This window comes from Clostridium sp. BL-8 (assembly GCF_002006495.1).
GTDB lineage: Bacteria > Bacillota > Clostridia > Clostridiales > Clostridiaceae > Clostridium.
In genome coordinates, this window is sequence record NZ_LZZL01000012.1 from 144713 (window position 1) to 163792 (window position 19080).

Annotated in this window: 22 protein-coding genes; 1 reads left to right on the forward strand and 21 read right to left on the reverse strand. The window is 29.3% G+C overall.

What is annotated here, in order from left to right:
- Window positions 1–27: 27 nt before the first annotated feature.
- From CLOBL_RS05790 to dapF, 9 genes are all read right to left on the reverse strand, one after another.
- Window positions 28–636 carry a TetR family transcriptional regulator gene (locus CLOBL_RS05790; RefSeq protein ID WP_077858149.1) on the reverse strand — a complete coding sequence of 203 codons (609 nt, stop codon included), beginning with the start codon at window positions 634–636 and terminating at the stop codon, window positions 28–30.
- A 460-nt stretch (window positions 637–1096) separates the two neighbouring features.
- Window positions 1097–1450 (reverse strand): hypothetical protein, encoded by a 354-nt coding sequence (locus CLOBL_RS05795; RefSeq protein ID WP_077858150.1) that lies wholly within the window; start codon window positions 1448–1450, stop codon window positions 1097–1099.
- Window positions 1451–1712: 262 nt separating this feature from the next.
- Window positions 1713–1883, reverse strand: a complete 171-nt coding sequence (locus CLOBL_RS05800; protein ID WP_009170305.1) for an aspartyl-phosphate phosphatase Spo0E family protein — start codon at window positions 1881–1883, stop codon at window positions 1713–1715.
- A 257-nt stretch (window positions 1884–2140) separates the two neighbouring features.
- Complete coding sequence (locus CLOBL_RS05805; RefSeq protein WP_009170304.1) at window positions 2141–2383, reverse strand: hypothetical protein; 243 nt, start codon at window positions 2381–2383, stop codon at window positions 2141–2143.
- A 95-nt stretch (window positions 2384–2478) separates the two neighbouring features.
- Complete coding sequence (locus CLOBL_RS05810) at window positions 2479–2712, reverse strand: hypothetical protein (RefSeq protein WP_009170303.1); 234 nt, start codon at window positions 2710–2712, stop codon at window positions 2479–2481.
- Window positions 2713–2814: 102 nt separating this feature from the next.
- Complete coding sequence (locus tag CLOBL_RS05815; protein WP_077858151.1) at window positions 2815–3696, reverse strand: GNAT family N-acetyltransferase; 882 nt, start codon at window positions 3694–3696, stop codon at window positions 2815–2817.
- Between the two features lie 275 nt (window positions 3697–3971).
- Complete coding sequence (locus tag CLOBL_RS27900; RefSeq protein WP_009170302.1) at window positions 3972–4121, reverse strand: hypothetical protein; 150 nt, start codon at window positions 4119–4121, stop codon at window positions 3972–3974.
- Window positions 4122–4281: 160 nt separating this feature from the next.
- A complete protein-coding gene (locus CLOBL_RS05820) occupies window positions 4282–5289 on the reverse strand; it encodes a hypothetical protein (protein WP_077858152.1) in 1008 nt (335 codons plus the stop codon).
- A 27-nt stretch (window positions 5290–5316) separates the two neighbouring features.
- Entirely contained in the window at window positions 5317–6144 is an 828-nt protein-coding gene (gene dapF, locus CLOBL_RS05825) for a diaminopimelate epimerase (protein ID WP_077858153.1), read from the reverse strand.
- Window positions 6145–6594: 450 nt separating this feature from the next.
- Between dapF and CLOBL_RS05830 the strand changes: the two genes are divergently transcribed.
- Entirely contained in the window at window positions 6595–8328 is a 1734-nt protein-coding gene (locus tag CLOBL_RS05830; protein WP_077858154.1) for an NFACT RNA binding domain-containing protein, read from the forward strand.
- A 297-nt stretch (window positions 8329–8625) separates the two neighbouring features.
- Here CLOBL_RS05830 and CLOBL_RS05835 read toward each other — a convergent pair whose 3' ends face one another.
- The 12 genes from CLOBL_RS05835 to CLOBL_RS05885 all read right to left on the reverse strand — a co-directional run bounded on the left by CLOBL_RS05835 (window position 8626) and on the right by CLOBL_RS05885 (window position 19055).
- The gene (locus CLOBL_RS05835; RefSeq protein WP_077858155.1) at window positions 8626–9408 is read right to left on the reverse strand and encodes a methyltransferase domain-containing protein; all 783 of its coding nucleotides are present in this window, start codon (window positions 9406–9408) and stop codon (window positions 8626–8628) included.
- A 67-nt stretch (window positions 9409–9475) separates the two neighbouring features.
- Window positions 9476–10105: an HD domain-containing protein gene (locus CLOBL_RS05840; protein WP_077858156.1), complete on the reverse strand. Its 630-nt coding sequence runs from the start codon at window positions 10103–10105 to the stop codon at window positions 9476–9478.
- A 445-nt stretch (window positions 10106–10550) separates the two neighbouring features.
- The gene (locus CLOBL_RS05845; protein ID WP_077858157.1) at window positions 10551–11366 is read right to left on the reverse strand and encodes a sugar nucleotide-binding protein; all 816 of its coding nucleotides are present in this window, start codon (window positions 11364–11366) and stop codon (window positions 10551–10553) included.
- A gap of 656 nt (window positions 11367–12022) precedes the next feature.
- Window positions 12023–12961 (reverse strand): NADP-dependent oxidoreductase, encoded by a 939-nt coding sequence (locus CLOBL_RS05850; RefSeq protein ID WP_077858158.1) that lies wholly within the window; start codon window positions 12959–12961, stop codon window positions 12023–12025.
- A gap of 279 nt (window positions 12962–13240) precedes the next feature.
- Complete coding sequence (locus tag CLOBL_RS27905; RefSeq protein ID WP_009170292.1) at window positions 13241–13411, reverse strand: hypothetical protein; 171 nt, start codon at window positions 13409–13411, stop codon at window positions 13241–13243.
- A gap of 512 nt (window positions 13412–13923) precedes the next feature.
- Window positions 13924–14205 (reverse strand): hypothetical protein, encoded by a 282-nt coding sequence (locus CLOBL_RS05855; RefSeq protein ID WP_077858159.1) that lies wholly within the window; start codon window positions 14203–14205, stop codon window positions 13924–13926.
- 367 nt (window positions 14206–14572) lie between these two features.
- Entirely contained in the window at window positions 14573–15250 is a 678-nt protein-coding gene (locus CLOBL_RS05860) for an MgtC/SapB family protein (RefSeq protein WP_077858160.1), read from the reverse strand.
- A gap of 257 nt (window positions 15251–15507) precedes the next feature.
- Entirely contained in the window at window positions 15508–16338 is an 831-nt protein-coding gene (locus tag CLOBL_RS05865) for a 4Fe-4S binding protein (RefSeq protein WP_077858161.1), read from the reverse strand.
- Window positions 16339–16692: 354 nt separating this feature from the next.
- On the reverse strand, window positions 16693–17262 hold the full coding sequence (locus CLOBL_RS05870) for a DJ-1/PfpI family protein (protein WP_077858162.1): 570 nt from the start codon (window positions 17260–17262) through the stop codon (window positions 16693–16695).
- 107 nt (window positions 17263–17369) lie between these two features.
- Entirely contained in the window at window positions 17370–17816 is a 447-nt protein-coding gene (locus CLOBL_RS05875) for a GNAT family N-acetyltransferase (protein WP_077858163.1), read from the reverse strand.
- Window positions 17817–17915: 99 nt separating this feature from the next.
- Window positions 17916–18347 carry a hypothetical protein gene (locus CLOBL_RS05880; RefSeq protein ID WP_077858164.1) on the reverse strand — a complete coding sequence of 144 codons (432 nt, stop codon included), beginning with the start codon at window positions 18345–18347 and terminating at the stop codon, window positions 17916–17918.
- A gap of 54 nt (window positions 18348–18401) precedes the next feature.
- Window positions 18402–19055, reverse strand: a complete 654-nt coding sequence (locus tag CLOBL_RS05885; protein ID WP_077858165.1) for a zinc dependent phospholipase C family protein — start codon at window positions 19053–19055, stop codon at window positions 18402–18404.
- Between the last annotated feature and the right edge of the window lie 25 nt (window positions 19056–19080).

Below are 19080 nucleotides of genomic sequence, written 5' to 3' on the forward strand. Positions count from 1 at the left end.
TTAACACTTCAAAATTCTCTTTTTTCCCTAATGCATTAAAATACCATGTAAATACTGCTCAATTGATTCCTTAATATAATGGTTTATTGCCTTCCCTTTTTCCATAAAAAGTTCTTGACTTAAAGGGAAAGTCAAAAAGTAAAAATTAATCATTCCAACCAATGAAACAGCTGTAGCAGCTGGATCAATGTCATTTCTTATTTCCCCAGAATTCATACCTCTTTGTATACAATCTTTAAGTGCGTGATTTATGTTTTCAATTCCTACTTTTACAACACTGTCATAACAAAATGTCGGATTTACAATTTCACCTAGGACTATACGAATCAAATAAGGATATTTCTTATGAAGTGAGCAAAGCTTTTCTGAAAATAAATAAATCTCTTCTATAGGTGAAAGTTTTTCTTTTTCGACTACGCTAACAGCCGCTACAAGAAGTTCCAATTGAGTTTTTAGAATACTTGAATATAATTCGCTTTTACCTCCAAAATAATAAGAAATTAATGCGCTATTGACTCTTGCTTCCTTAGAAAGTTCTCTTATAGATACTCCTGTATATCCTTTAACAGCAAATAAAGGTATAGCTGCATCCATAATTTGCTGTGCTACTGCATTTTCATTAATTTTTTCTTTCATAACTTTTGTACATCACCTTTCTTTTCATTTTTAATTAAACGTTTGATTAAATATTATCATATTATAACTATATATTAAACACTTGATTAAAATATAGTAAAGCCTTCTCAATATATTATCCGTATAAAATCTTCCATTATCTCTGTTTTTCTTAAAATTCATCCATTATTGTCTATTTAAAATTTTTGTTGGATCTTTATTTAAATCTATGAATATTATTAAATATTCTGGTAATACTTGATAATGTAAACATAATATTTTTTAATCCCTAAATTTAAATAGAGATAGCGTTACTTTTCTCCTTATGATTTTTCGCTATCTCTATTTTTTAATTTTACTTTAAGAATAAATTTATATATATATGTTGCAATAATAATTCCACAATTCAAAAAATCTTATAAGGATTGCAAATGATATTGCCAATTGTACTTTGTAAAATACTAATTGCAACATATATATTTTAATATCCTACAATAAGTCTCTGTCGGCATTCTGCTCTTTGACCTGATGACATTTTTAATATATTTTCGTCCATCCATTTACGCTGTTCGTAAGAAAATCTTTTTCCGAAAAATAACATGAACTGATTATCATAAGCTTCTCCAACTAATCCATAAGTAGATTGTGTAAATTTAATAAATCCTAATGCCTCTAATAATGCTGTATCATGAAGATAAATAGCTCTTCTTTCATCAAATATTTCTAGATTTAAATCTTTTTCTAATTTAGATGCTAAGAGATTGTGTTTAGATTCACCACACTCATAAAACTTCCCATCTCTAGCTAACCAGCCACATATACCTGAGTTATTCATTTAATTTAATAGGCCAGACAACAATAATTCTATTAAATAAAAAATATTCATTCTGCCTATTACACCTCACTTTCCTCTTTAAGTTTTTAAATTCCGATATTTTATCTTTGCGTAAAATAAATAAATTTCAAATGAAATATTATATTAAATAATTATATAAAAAGTACTAAATTCCTTTAAAATTTTACAATTTCCATAAAAAAGAACCCCACCTTAATAGAGTTCCCAATTATTATATTCAATTTTATATTTTACAAGGCAATTATTTTATCTCTTCTCTAGTTAACTTGTTATATTCATTTAATAATTCATCAAGCTTTTTACTCGCAGTAATTACTTCACTATCTAATAAATTATTTTTTCTGTCTATGACTTCATATAATGCTTGTCTCATTTCATAAATCCTTGCTTCAATTTCCAATATAGCACTCATTTCTTGTACCTCTATTCAAATAATCATGTTAATATGAAATTGTGTTAATTATTTACAACCATTATTTCTATGTTAGCGTATGCTTCTAATTTATTCAATGCATAAATCTTGGAAATTCCTCATTTTCCCAACTAATTGTATAACAAATTTTTATATAATTAACTAATTACCATGTTTTCTGTTAAATTTCTACTTACAAAAAGTTAAAAAAGGGTTGCCACAGCAACCCCCATTTTTATTCTATTTCTATCCTAATTTCATTCTACTTCTATATTTACAAGTTCTATTTCCTTACTTTCTCTTGGCAAATTTGGAATTTCTTCTTCCCCATATCTTATTCTTATTAATCCAGCTCTATAAATATCATCTGAATAGTTACCATCTCTATATAAAAACATTGCCTTTTCTTTTTCTAAGCAATCTGGTATTACATCTTCAACTTTATATTTTTTATCCTTATATTTAAATATACATTTTATGATTACTCCAATTTTGCTCATATTATCACCCAATTATTCAATATATTATAATTAAGCAAAAATGTTACATTTTTTTACTGCTATAAAAACTTCAGTTGACTGTAAATACATAAATTTTATTTAATTGATTCTATAAATATTTTATTATAAACTCTTATCTTTTCAAGTTCAGTTAATGTTTTTTCTTCTATTTCCAATATCTTATTATCTATTATTTTTATTTTTTCTAAATCATTTATATTTTCTTTGCAAAAATCTAATATTTTTTTGTAGGTTTCCATTTGTGTTTCAATTAGTGCTTCATATTGTTTGTTAGTTAAATCAATAAATTCTATCTCATTGCTTCTCATATAAACTCACCTCTTCTAAAAATTGAATTCTAGAAAAGCTTAGAAAATCCTTCTTAGATGCCACTTTTATTTGTTCTTCTTTAAATACATGCATTTTCAAAGTTACTTATTCATGAAAATACATTTTTTCACTATTATAGGCGTTACTGAATCACCGTAAAAATCATCTGCTTCCCCAACGACTTCGCATCCAAGCTTTTCTAACATCCTTAATGTAATATCCCTTGCTTCAATAAAAATTTCATCTGCGCCAATATTAAAGATCTCCTGCAACGAAAACATAGCTATTTTATTGCCAATCCCTATGCCCCTCACTCTTTTATCAACTGCAAATCTCCCCCAGTGCCACTTGTTTTTTTCCTTCCAAGCTGCCGTTACACCAATAATGTCCTCTCCGACTCTAGCACACCACCACATTGGTTTCAATTCTTCATTTACTGGCACTAATTCTGAAGGTATATTTTGCTCATCAGTAAACACTTCTGTTGCTAGTTTTATTGCATCCTCCATATAATTTGCTTCAATTCTTTCTATGGTTACTCTAGAGTCATTTTTTATAAGATTATTTTTCAATGCTAGAATTCTAAAATTCTTAAATGCTTTCATAATATTATTCGCCTCTTCATTACTTCCTAAAAGTAAAATATCATTAATATATTCATTTGCTTTAATATCTCCATCAATTATAGCCTCCATGCCTAAATGTAAAATCTCAACATCTTTCATTCTTTTATCACTCTGAGATTTTTTCATCTCAATATAATTTTTATTTTCTAGATTATTGAGTATTCTGCTAAGGGAAGCTTTATCAATTCCTAGCTGCATTAACAATTCATTAAATGGAGTACTTCCGTTTTGCTTTAGATAATTTAATATATGAGCCTGTGCAAGGGTTAACTCTGAATTCAAACAATTGTGATTAAGCAGACCTAACTCTCTTATAATTAGTCGTAATTCTTTTCTAATTACTTCTTCTTTCTTCATACTCTCCTCCTAATTTGTTGATATTATCAACAATTATACTACATCTATATATCAATTACAATAACTTAGAATATGTAATATTTTTTTGTATTTATCCAGTTTACCTGCTTCTATATTCAATTTCATAACTTCTTGAATGAACGCATATGTAATTTCATTAAGTTATAACTTGGCTTTAAAGTTAGACAGCTATAAAAAATGCCACATTAATTTAATTAATGCAGCATCTCTCTTAATATTTTAAATCATAATTTATTTTCTGCTATGTTTTATTTTTACCAACGGCATCCTCCAACTCTTACACTCCAGTTCCTTAATTTCCTAACATTTTGTTCTTTTTGATAGGCATAATATTCATGGTCAGATTTAGCTCTTCTTTTAGTAATATCTCTAATAGTTTTTCTTGCCAATTCTTTTGGAGTCATAGTTTTCACCATCCTTATTTGTTATATTTTCAATTAAATTCTCTCAAACTTATGATAAATGTATTCACTTAGATTGTTAAATTTGTGTTACATTTTCTCATAAGAAAAGACACTTATATTTCTATAAGCGTCTCCTTAAAATAAATTTATAATTAATATATTAACTTTTATAATCTATAAATGCATAGTCCGTTGAATTCTTCGACACGGAACTTATACTTCCATCCTTTGTATATGTATAAATTTGCTCCTCAGTATCATTTAATTTATTTGCACCTATAAATAAAACATTCCCGCTATCATCTATTTCTAATCCTTTTTCTATTTTTACTACAGCAGGAAAATCAAAAACTAATCTTTTAGATTTATTATCATCAATCTCATATAATGAATCAACATTATTAGATGCTTTACCAGTAAAATATAATTTATCATTATATATCTCTATATCTGTAAGCTCATCTATATCCTTTGATAAAAGCTTAACTTCTTTTGTCTGCTTATTTATCATCATTAATTCTTTCTTGTTTTCCAAAGTTAGCTGCACAAATACTACATTATCATCAATACCTTTTAAGTAAGCCAAATACCCCTCTTTTATGTTATAAAGCAATTCTTCTTTATTTTCTTTTATGCTATAGGTAAATAATCCATTTATTCCATCATCACTAACTCCATAATAAATTAAAGTATCAGTATCATACCAATCATATAAAGTTCCAGATATAGAAACATTGGATTTAATATCTATTTGTTTATTTTGACTTGTATCGAATACTTTTAATTTAAGCCCATCATCATCTATAAAATAAGATATATACTTCCCACCTTTTGATAATTTTAGTTCGCTATAGCTTGAATCTTTAATTTCAAATTTATTTTTAGCACTTACTACATAATCTTTACCATTTTCAACGGTAATATAGTTTGAACTGCTTTTATCGTAAGTTAAAATAATATTATTACTTTTCGCATTTCCATACTTTCCGCCTTCATAATTATATAATTTATACGCCCCATCTTCACTTTTTAATACAGCCCCTAAATTTAAATTAATCTGCTCTGTTTTACTAGGAGTTTCTCCTTTTTGAGCTGAACATCCAAGTGCAAACAGAGATAATACAACGAAAACTAATATGCTCCAACACTTACCCTTTGATAATTTCATTTCTTATTCCCTCATCTACTACAATTGTTACAAAGTTGTCTTTCCTTCAAATGATACTTCTGCAGGACCTTTCATGTATACATCGTCCCCTAAAACTTCTATAATTAATTCACCACCTGGCGCTTTAACATAAATTTCTTTATCTTTATCTACAAGTCCAAATTTCTTAGCTACTACTACAGATGCACTACATCCTGTACCACATGCAAGAGTTGCACCCGCCCCTCTTTCCCATGTATTAACTCTTATATGAATCTTATCAACTATCTTTACAAAATTTACATTACTTCCTTCTTTAAATATATCAAGCTTCTCTATTTTAGCTCCTTCGCTGGCAACGCCATATTCTCTGTCATCCTCAAAAATAATCGTGTGAGGAACTCCCATTAATACAGTAGTCATAATATATGTTCTACCATTAACAGTAATTTCTTTCTCTATAAGACTTTCCATATTATTTAATGGTATATCACATCCATTGTAAGATGGTTTCCCCATGTAAACTCTTACATATATAACTTTATTATTTTCTAATATTATTTCTATTTCCTTAATCCCATCTCCAGTTTCCACTGAAAATCTAGTGCCATCTGCTATTTTATGCTCAAATACATATTTTCCAAAACACCTTATTGCATTTCCACACATATTAGCTCTTGATCCATCTGCATTTATAATAACCATCTTTGCGTTTGCCACTTCTGATTTTCTTACAATAACTAACCCATCAGCGCCAATTCCAAAATGCCTATCGCACAATTTTACAGCAAGCTTGCATTCATCTTCGATTTTATTATCAAAATCTTCAACAAATACAAAATCATTTCCTGCCCCCTGCATTTTATAAAAGTCCATTTAACTTCCTCCTAAATTAGATTATTTTTTATATATTTTTTATAACAGCACCTAAGGAAAGTTCTAAGCGCATTATTAGCTTTAAAACACTTTATACCTTATCAATATAAAGCAGCTTATTGTCCATTTAATTCATTTTTTAAATTGTAAATATATATTTTAATTAAACTTCTACATCCTTAAATAAATACTTATTTTAAGAAACTTAAATATAATTTTATTATTTACTACTAATTATTGTATATATTGTCGATTAGAACATATATACAACTTCCTTTAAATAACATGTTTTTACTACATATATTATTATATACATATATTTGCACTTTTTCGATAGTTTCTCAAATTTTTTATGTAATCACTTCAGCCTTCACATTTTGCTGATAATTGATAATTATATAGTTATAATGTTATACTATTCTTAGTTACACTAAGAAAGGATGACATAATATGGCATTAGATGGTATCTACTTATATAGTTTAATAAATGATTTAGAAAAATCAATATTAAATTCTAAAATAGATAAGATAAATCAACCTGAAAAGGATGAAATAATTTTAACCTTAAGAAAAGATCGTAAAAATTTAAAACTATTAATTTCATCATCACCTAGATTTGCTAGAATTCACTTAACAAATAGTACAAAAGAAAATCCTATTAAAGCTCCTATGTATTTAATGGTTCTTAGAAAATACATACTTGGAGGAAGGATTACAAAACTTACACAAAAAGATAATGATAGAATTTTAATTATGGAAATTGAAAATAGAGATGAACTAGGTTTTGATAGTGTGTACTCTCTAATTATCGAAATTATGGGACGCCATTCTAACATTACTTTAGTTAGAAATAGAGATAATAAAGTAATGGAATCTATTAAACATATCACTCCTGATATAAACAGCTATAGAGTTCTATATCCAGGTGTTAATTTTGTTTATCCACCAGCATCTACTAAATTAAATCCTTTTTCTACTACATTTGAAGAATTAAATTCTTTTGTAAACAAAAATTCTATTATTTTTGATGACAAATTTTATTTTAATTGTTTTACTGGAATAAGTAAACTATTATCTACAGATTTATTTTACAAAATTGTAAAATGTAACGCATCACCTACAATACAGGAAATTTGTGATGATTTCAAAAAGCTCATAACAAATTTAAATGAAAATATTTCTTATAATATATATACAACTAAAACTGGTATTGTTAAAGACTTTTATTCGTTAAAATTGAATTCTTTAGAAGAAAATTTTTTATCAATACCATACGGCGATCCAAACACTTTAATGGATGCATTTTATGAAAAGAAGGATAAGCAGGATAGACTTCAAAATAAATCTACTGATTTGCAAAAGCTTCTTCATACTAATATTGAAAGATGCAATAAGAAACTAAGAATACTCAATGAAACACTTAAGGAATGCTCTGAAAAAGATTCTTTTAAAATAAAGGGAGATCTTTTAACTTCCTACATTTATACAATAAAAAAAGGCGATACTGAATGTACATTGCTTAATTTCTATAATGAAACTGAAGAAGAATATGTAAAAATTTCTTTAAACTCAACAAAAACTCCTTCTGAAAATGTTCAATATTATTATAAGAAATATAATAAACTTAAGATTTCAGAAGAGTATGCTAAACTGCAACTTGAAAAAAATTCGGATGAAATAGCTTATCTTAATTCCGTGCTTACTAATATCCTAAATGCAGAAAGCTATACTGAAATTGATGATATAAAAAATGAATTAATTGAGACAGGGTATATTCGTTATAGAAAAAATAATAAAAATTCTAAACAAAATAAGGCATCCAAGCCACATCATTTTGTTTCAAGTGATGGTATTGACATATATGTTGGAAAAAATAACTTACAAAATGAATATTTAAGTTTAAAGTTTGCTAATAAAAATCATCTTTGGCTTCATGCAAAAGATATACCTGGTTCACATGTTATTGTCTGCTCTTTCGAGGTTCCCGATAAGACCCTTGAAGAAGCTGCAATAATTGCCGGTTTCTACAGTAAAGGAAAAGAGTCTTCAAAGTTACCTGTCGATTATACAAAGGTTAAAGAATTAAAGAAACCAAATGGAGCAAAACCTGGTATGGTTATTTACCATACCAATAAGACTTTAGTAATAGATCCGAGTGAATTTAATACCCTATTTCAAAAATAATTTTAGGTAATTATTCTATATATAAGCCCAATGAATAGTTTGTCTATCTATAAATTATCCATATATATACCAAAAAGGTAGTCTAATTTTATTTAAATTTAGACTACCTTTTAATTTATAATACAAAATCATGTTGATTTTCAAAGATAATGAAATAGTCATTTTTATTTTGACTATTATTTTGCATAATGGCTTCTCTAATATTACACCTACCATATAAACGGAATTAATTTACATCTCACCTTTCCGCACTATTCATCATACCCAGATAAATTTTTAGATAAAAACTTTTCTTCATTAAGAAGCACCTTTTGATGTTGCTATAAAAAAGAACCTTGGGAACCTAAAAATAACACTTCCATTTTTCTGTTTTGGATATTCTGTCTTAACTCTGTCAAAAATATCTTTCTCAAAATCCTTCTTTTTTTTATCTGATAAAACATTTAAATATGGTCTTAATCCTGTACCACGATACCATTCCATAATGTCTTCGTGGGATTTTAACTTGTGGCAATATGTAGTTTCCCACATAGAAAATTCAGATGAAATTTCTGATAGTAAATCAAAATATTCGCTTTGTGTTAAATTGTAAAAAATTCTAGGATTACTAAACTCTGATTTCCATTTTTCACTTTCTGAAACCTCTCCAATAATTTTATGAATTGGCTCATTATAATTCATTGGCGTTTGTATAGCAAGTATTCCTCCTGGTTTTAATAACCCAAGCATCTTCTTCAAAAGTTGATTATGATTTGGTATCCACTGAATGCAAGCATTTGAAAAAACAACATCAAAATCATTATCAAGAATTGATAAATCTTTATTTACATCACAAATCTTAAAATCAAGATTAGGATAATCTGTTTTTGCTGCCTCAACCATATTTGCAGAATTATCAACCCCAAGAATGTATGCATTTGGAAATCTCTTGGCTAAAACCTGACTACTATTTCCTGGACCACATCCTATATCAATAATCTTTTTAGGATTATCGATAAAAATACGATTAGCCAAGTCAATTGCTGATTGTGTTCTTTCATTTTTAAACATTAAATATTGTACTGAACTCCAATCACCCATAATATAGCCTCCTAAAATTATTTAATTCTTCCTTTTAATTAATCTTGCCATTAATTCCTTTTAATTTTTAAAATCCAAACGTATTTTCTTTCACATTTGGTAGCAAACTATAAATAGATTTTCTTATTTTCTCTTCAAAATAATCTTTAATTTCAAAAGTTGATTCCCATCTTGGAATTGCATATTCATTAATTCCTCCTCTTAGTGCTATATCAACAATTCTTTTCTCTATCAATATAAATCCACTTGGTAGCGCTAGATAATCACATAACTTTATTAATTTATCATAGTCTGTTTCCTCTATACGCGATAGATAATCTTTTACAAAATTGTATTCTTCAATAGTACCATCCCATCTTCCTACAACAACAACTTCATTATTATATTTAAATGCTGTATGGCTTAAACAAATTTGGGCTACTAACTCATATCCATTACTAATTGCATATCTATATCCATCTAATCCATGTCTCATAGCATGTACACCTTCTCTTCTTCCTATGTCATGTAACATTCCCAAAACATATGCAACTTCAGGATTTAGATTTTCTGTTTGCTCTGCTATAAGTTTTGCTCCTTCTGCTACATACATAGAATGCATTACCCAAGGCCCTGGATTTAAATCTTCGGCTTCCTTTAATAACATTTTTGATTCTTCTAATGAAGGTACATCTTCCTTTTTAAAACAATATTTCATATTAAATTCTCCTTCAATTATTATTTTTTATATTTATCAAAGGCCTTTTCAGGAGTAAGATGTACATTTTTGAAAAAATATATAAGCCACACTAAAAAAGCAATCCAAATATTCCCGACATAACAAAGCCAATAATCACTATTTATCATCTCCTTAAGCTAACATAATTTATTTTAATTTTCGCTCATTCCATAAATTAACAAATCCTCTAATAAGATTTAATATCATTGAAATCATCAATAAAGCAGTTATAATTTCATTGTTACTACCTTTCCATAAAAGGATACTTGCTACCACCAATAGAAGGATTGATATTATTAACATAAATTTTGTTTTCATAATGTTTCCTTTCATTCTACTTGCTAAAATTGTATAATTAGCACGCTATACATTACCCTTACTTTTTTAAGAATAATTCGTAATACACAAAAACATATTCTTAGTATCAATTAATTAAATACTTGATTACTGATTTATTAGTAAGCCTTAATTGTTTCGGAAATTTATTTATCCTTTTTGATAAGAGTGCAAAATATCCTTCTTCATCAAAATTCTCTTTAATTATTACATTTCTAAACCTCAATTCTGTTATTAATTCTTCATAAAAATTTTTATAATTAACTACATCCTCTGATCCTAAATGAAAAATACCCTTTAAGCCGCTATTTATTATGTAGCATAATTGTTTCGCTATCATAATATCAGTATTTGTATTATTATAAAGTTTTGGATATACAGTAATTTCTTTATTGTTATTAAGTGAATTTAATAGTTCATTCATTCTTAAAGAACTTTTCCCAAAAACTTGAGGAATTCTTAATATACAAGCATCACCATATAATATTTCCGATATTTTTTTCTCGCATTCTATTTTATATTGTCCATAATTAGTTTTAGAAGTTGGTGAATCATCTTCATAATGAGGCCTACTTAAATCATTATCAAAGACATTTGCAGTAGAGAAAAAGTATAAGCTACCACCATTCTCCCTTAAATATTCAGCAGCTTTTATATGTAAAATTAGCTGTTTCTTAAAATTTCCTCTTAAACATGAAATTATAATTTGAGGCTTTAAGTTATGCAATATACTACTTATTTTATCTTCATCTTGAATATCGAGTTTAAAGCCTTTACCTTGGTTCAACAGTATTGGATTTTGAAAATAAGTTGAATAAACATCAAATTGATTATATTGAGTCATCTCATTTATTACTGCTGTTCCTATAAGTCCACTTCCACCCAGTATTAAAATCTTGCTCATAAGAATCCCCCTCCCATAACGGGTTAATTCATGCTAATTTACCATCTAGGTATATTATAGCATAGATTGTAAATATTACATTTTTTAATTAATTCTTTAATGTAGCAACTACAAGCTTTTGTTTGCTGTAATTTTAATACGGTTATTGATAGTTAAAGAACGTAATCTTTCCTTCCATATATCTACTGCATTTACTCCAGTTTAGGGCTTTAGTTTGTGTTGCGACTTTACCCCACATATATATGCCTTGTTCGTCAGACCAGAAGTTTGCCTCGAGCTTCCTTTAGATTCCGCATCGCCGAGGACACCCTTGCTCTTGGCACTATCAACCCGCTCAGAACTTTCACCAGTTAGATTGCGCCCATGCTGGGCGCACAACAAATGAAACTAGGAAATAAATTCCTAGTTTCATATTTATCTTAAATATAATGTTTAGTTTTTCTTTAAATCCCCAGTTTTATTAGAGCTCTTATAAAGCTGACTTACATTAAATGTTATCTCTATTCCATTTGATATAGCTATTATTATCCCTTCTAAATCGGTTCTAAATACATTAATATTCTTAACATTAAACTTATCTAAACTAACTTTATATGGATGACCATAACAATGATCTTGCCAGCCAAGCTAACAACGACAAAGCTGTGTAACAGCACCTAGATGTCGATGACTATCTTACCGTGCACGTGACGGCCGGCTTGAAGCTCAACCGCAGCGCGGATCTGCTCCATCGGGAAACTTGCTGCGATTGGCACATGGAGCTGGTCCGTAGCTACCAAGCGAGCAATCTCTTCTATTGCGCCAGGGGCGACGTTAGCGCCGCTTGCCGGCGTGATCCCGTCGACCTGTGCGGCGATGGTGGTTATGCGCTCGTCCGGAACGCCAAGTTCTCGTGCTGCCTGCATCGTGTCTGTCCCGTATAGGTCGATCGCTGCAGTGATACCGTCAGGAGCCATGGCGCGAACCCGGTCGACCATGCCGTCCCCATAGGTTACCGGCTCGGCCCCGAGAGCCCGCAGAGCATCGGCCGAGGTCGCCGATCCCGTTCCGATCACTCGCGCGCCTACAAGTCGAGCGAGCTGGACAGCGAACACGCCGACCCCTCCTCCTGCACCGCCAATGAGTATCGTGTCATCCTGGCCGGGGTTAACCACGGCGAGGGCTGCAGAGGCGGTGCAGCCCGCGATAGAAAGGGTGGCGGCGGTGCGATCGTCGACACCGTCTGGAGTGTGGTGCGCGTCGCCGCCCGCCGCGATTGTCCCTGCCACGTCTACTATTACATAGGTAGCTACCGTGCGGGAAAGGGCGCCACCGAACACGCGGTCACCGACCGCAAACTCAGTCACACCATCACCGACCTGGTCCACAATTCCGGCATAGTCGGTTCCAAACCCACATGGCAGACTCAAGCCAAAACGAGTGGCGGTGTCTGCATCTGAGGTCATGAACCAGTCCATCGGGTTCAGTCCGGCCTCGGTGACACGCACTCGAATCTGCCCAGAGCCGGCCTGTGGCACTGGTACTTCGCAGACATTGAGAACCTCAGGCCCCCCGAATGATTCAAGCCGGACCGCTCTGCTTATAAAATTACGCATAAAAAATCCTCCTTTAAACTTCAAAATCAACGCTACAAGTTACACATTTTCGATATTGTAACTCGCAAAATAATAATATCATATTGCGCTATAAAATACAATATGTCTTATTTGTAACTTGTCATAAAAAATATATATTTGTAAAATCATAAAACTTCTCTCCATTATTTATTTATCCATATTTCTCTGGTAAATCTTAATTTACAATTATATCATATTATAATTATAGAAAATAAAGCAGTAGTTAGATTTCTCCTTGCTACTGCTCTTTAAAAATAATTAGTGTACTTGTAAGAATTCCTCATAGTTTTCTATTTTATCCCTTCTGTGAGTTTTTTCTAACCATATCCTATAATCTGAAATATTTTCTTTTAATTTATTAATATCTATTATTCTTCCATTTATTTTATTTCTTTTTATAAATACATCAGTTATTGTTAAATATCTCATTGTTTTCACCTCTATATATTATAATACTATCAAATTTTGTCAGATTCTTGTCAAATAAATATATCTTGTAAATTTGTAATTAAAAAACATAAAGGCAGACTAAGGATTTCTACCTAATCTACCTAAAATAGAGTGCTAAAAATATAGAATTTTAGCATTTTTTTTATATCTTCAAGGTCTAATCTATCTAAAATATGAAAAGATTAATTAAAGGTTATAAGCGCCATATCCATTTTGAATCAATTGCTCCGTTAGGCCCACACCAGTGCTGTTTCATACCTATATTGCCCCCCTCTTTTAGTTTGTGTTATAAGTAATATTTCCCCCAAATAATTTGACTTCTTTTTCTATTATGAGTTATCATCTTTTTCTTCTTTTTCTGTTGTAACCATTATCATGCTTGTAATTCATGACATTTAGCACAATATTTATAAATCATAAACTTTACATCCTCTTAATAATATATTTTTTATTATAACATATATTGTTAATATCGCATTATTCAATAAATATTACAATTTATTTTTCCTATTACTAATTGGTAATATAAAAACAATAAAGTATAATGTTGCTCCAGCCAAAAAAGACTTAAGCAAAAATTGGTATTCTCTTGTAGCAAAACTTTCAACAAGTGATACACTAATAATATTAAATAGAACAACAATTAAGAGCACACTGATTCGCATGCTTTTAGTACGATTTATTCGTCTTTCTATGTCTAATTTTCTACCAAGAAAATCAACTATTAAATATGATATAAAGCATGCTATAAATCCTAAAAACAAACTATTCATAAAAACAATTCTCCTTAATATAACTTAATTCTATTCTACTTTTATATTTTGATTATAACATAAATTGTAAAAAACGCATTCTTCAATTTTCAAGGAATATTTTTATAATTTGCTACGTCAATTTACATATTGCGAATTAATTTTTCATGATTTTACTAGTATATTTCTTTTAGCTTTTACCTATAATATACTTGCTAAAGACAATTTCCTTAAATTACTTACCAAAGTTGTAGGCTCCTCTTTATAGGAGCTTATCTTAGTACTGCTAAATAAAAAACACTGTAAATTCATTTTTTTGAATAATACAGTATTTTTATAGCCATTGCTTTTATTAAATTTATTCTTTATTAGTATAACTTATTTCCCCTTAAAATTCTAAAGACCTTATAAAATCTTTACTTTGCAATATATTTAAGAATTTAGTTATATTAAATGATTCGTATATTCTTATCACAACTTTCACATCTATTAATGCGGATTTTTCATCTCTCTTGCTCTTTAAATTAATTATAGTTATCTCATTATCTTCAAAGATTTCTTGAAGAAATTTAATAGCATCTGGCTCATCCACAATTTGTAACGTTAATGTTTCTGTCTTTGGAGATGATAAAAATCTAATTTTACCATGCAAAAGTATTTGTCCCAATATAGTAATGGTAGTAGCTGCTATTCCAACGAAATAGAGCCCAGAACCTATAGCCAACCCTATAGCTGCTGTAGCCCAAACTCCTGCTGCAGTTGTTAATCCTACTATTGTTTGCTTTTGCATAAAAATTATCCCTGCCCCAAGGAATCCAACTCCTGTGACAACTTGAGCAGCTATACGTGATGGATCAAGAGACATATTCGGCCATCCTATCTGATCTTGGAATCCATATTTTGATATAATCATTATAAGTGCTGCCCCTATAGCAACAATAAAATGTGTTCTAATTCCAGCCTCTTTCATTCGATTTTTTCTTTCATATCCAATAGCCATCCCACATATTGCAGCAATGCAGAGCCTTAATAAATAATCTAATTGCATTAAATACAGTTCATCCATATTTCATACTCCTTTCATTTTATTACCTCAGCCATATTGGGATATTATAACACATTTTTGATACAACTATTATTTTATTTATCATATTATTCAATTTTCAAAGAACATTTTCTAAATTTACTGCGTGAAATACGAAAATTGCACACCAAAAAATCGTAAATTCAATCTCCTGAATAATACGATTTTACAGTTTGCTATTTATTTTTATTGGTTTATAATATAGAAAAGATTCATACTAATTAATAAAAATATAATATTCATTTTACATTATGCTGTTTAGGTATTCTAGATTCACAAGGTACATCTATCTGACATTTTCCACAACCATATCTGGGTTTATGTTTTTCCATTGTCTTGTCCAAAAATTCAGAACATATAATATGATTTTTTCCATTTTTTGTGGATATTGCATTGGCTGGACAATTTTTTACGCATTTACCACACATTGAACAGTATTCATATATATTCTCGTATTGTCTTTTATCAGGTGATAAATATAATTCTGTAATGATACTACCAAATCTTCCAGATATACCTTTTGGGGTTATAAGTCCTTTAGAAAGCCCGAATGTTCCAAGTCCACATATAAAGGCAGCATGTCTTTCAGACCAGTTGCTTGTAAATTTTTCTTCATGATTTGGATTATTAGCATTCGACCAGAATCTTTCATCTAAAGTAGGTACAACACTATTATATCCTGCATTCGTCAATTCAGACTTTAAATGTATGCACAACTTATTTAACAAACTCTGACCTTCAATGCGCCCATGAAGCCATTCTTCCGTAGGCCATGACATATTCCTTCTATTTCCTTTTTTAACTGCTTCACTAAACGGTAAAAAAAATGATATAACAGTCTTGGATTGTGGTAACCATTCTTTTGGAAGCATGAAGTGTTTCCCAATTGCTGATGGTTGTTTCAATAATGTAAAGTACTCATCATCCACAGAACCAAATGCTAAAATTGGAGCTTCAAAAATTTTCATTCCTATAACATTTTCCGAAATAGCTATTTCATTTGTTATATAGTTATCTTGTGAACGCTCAAGAAAGTCCTCTGCAGTTTTTATAAAATATTGTTTGTCCATCTGCTCTATCCCCCTATCTTATATCTATTACAATATACATTAAATGTAATATATTCCATATAAAAGTCTTTGAACTTGGTTCTACTGTCCCTCGAGTAGTTGTTATTCCTCTAGGGATAAATTGAATGTAATATAGAGCTATCATTAATTACTACTGATGACGCTTCATTAGCCGAATTTATACTTAACTCAAAACTTCCAGTGACTTTATTCTGCTTCTTATATTAATTAATGTATCTTTCATAGTATTTACTAATTCATCTTTTTTATTTTTTCGAAAATCAAACTTTTCATTCAATAAAATTCTCTTCATAACCATTCTTACGCTCGTCTGTAACCCAAAATAAATAGCTATTAATTTAAACCTTTATAATGACTAGCACATTTTTTCTTTTCTTCTTCATCTTTAAAGTTACCAAAGTAGTCAAGTATTTCTATAGAAAAATCTACAAAGGCATTCCCTACAGCTGTAATTATATTGCTATCTCTTACAACATTTTCATTTATATATGTATCCCTTGGAAATGGGTTTTCTGATACCATTGGAAAATATTCCTTAAGGTTATCTTCAGTTAAAGTAGTTGTATATTTTTTACCTTTTAATACTCCTGCCCTAGCTAAATATTGTGGTCCTGCACATATTGCAGCTAATAGTTTACCTTGGTTATTTAGTTCATTTATGAGTTCTGTTAGCTCATTTCTTTGTTCATCATTATATCCCCCTGGTATAATCAAACCATCAACATCTGTATATTCCAATGCTTCTTTAACAATAGATATAGGATAATAGCACATACCTGATTTGCTTTTTATAACTTTAATTTCATAGGCAATCGGAAATACCTCTTTATCTAATAAACTACAGGCTAATGTCATTTCAAAATCGACCATACCATCATAAATAAAGCATAAAATTTTTCCCATTAATGGCATCCTCCTTTATTTTTCTGATAATAACTTCAATTAACAATTTATTTTGCGTTGCATAACTTATTTAACCTTAACAGCCTACATCTCTCAATTCAATTATATTATAAATTCTTAATAAACCCAGTTTTTATTCCTCTTGAAAAACCTGCCTGCTCATAAAATTTTAATGTTTCTTCTTTCTTTGAGCCTGTTAAAAGCATTACTTTATAGCAATTATTATCTTCTGCTATATTTACTGCCATATTTAAAGCCTTTGTAGCATGTCCTTTTTTTCTATAATTAGAATCAGTAATAACATTTTCTATTAATCCATATGGTCGTACATTTCTAGTAAGATTTTTTATTATAGATATATTGCAAGATGAAACTATTTTGCCGTCTACTTCAACTACAATATAATAAAGATTTGGATTATTATATATTGAATACCATATATCCTTTAAATCTTTATTTTCATAGACATCTGGATCATCAGGATGTAATTGCCTATACAAATGCAATAATTCATCTAATTCTTCATATTTTATTAATCGTGTAACTTCAGCCATAAATAACCTCCAACGTATTATATTAATCTCAAAAATCGCCACTACATTTGTAAACATTACTATACAGTATAAGATAACTATTCATTATGTTGCGACTTATTAAGTCTCGCTCAAATTCTTACCTGTAATTATCTTAAAAAACTTTTCAGACTTTTCTTTGTCTAATTGAACATACTTAACTTCGCTATCTATGACAAGTTCTATTTTATCTTTATCAGGACTTATCCATAGTGCATAAATTAATCCATTTGTCTTTTGTTTTTCCCTAGTATCTTCAAAATGAAATACATAATCAGCATTACGCACCATATTTACTGTTGCATTTTCCCACTTAATGCTACTAAGAATATCTCTTGCATTTTGAACTTCTTTGCTACTCATAATTTCACTGTAAAGTTCATATTCATCTGTTCCATTAACCTGTTTTTCAACTACTATTTTATTTTCCTTATTTTTAATAACATTTGAACCTACTCCTATTAGAACCAAAAATATTGCTATAAAGACAATAAATATTTTATTGACTTTCAAACTTATTCCCCCATTAAAAAACTTTTATTTTATTTGCAGAGCATTTGAATTAATTTATATTATGCCTTTTACAATTAAATCCTCTTTTATTTCACTAATTGCCTGTGCAACAAATTTATCTGCTTGTTCCTTATTTAAAAACTGATATTCTCTATTTAAATTTCCATTAAAATTAGTATAATAATTTGATATTTCAATAATTTTATTCTCAATTGCTTTTTCTGAATAATAATCAAGATACACATTTGGAAAACTCTTGATATGCGAAAACATTTTAAAAGTTTCAAATGCATTATCTCTAAAAAACATGTGATCAATACATGCCAAATCAGCTTTAATATTCCTATTTAGTTTATTTATATTATCAAATTTATATAAATATTTTTCCTTTGTTGGAGTATATATAATCTTTTTCCATAAAATATCCGTTAATAAATGGACATAATAACCTAAATAAAAAGATTTATAACTATTCATTTCACCACACGAAAGATACTTTAAGAAAAATTCATTTTTTAGACTTGTCTTCTTATTTTTCACATTTTTCCAATGTGTAATATATTTGGGAGGATTTAATATTTTTCCATCTTTGCTCCATTCACCACAGTCTGGTGCAATATTTCCTACAATAAATTTTTCTATATCAACATTTCTAATACTATCTTTAATACCATCTGCGACTCTAAAATGAATCATCCATGAAGCCATAAAAATTAATCCCCTCTTTCAAAAA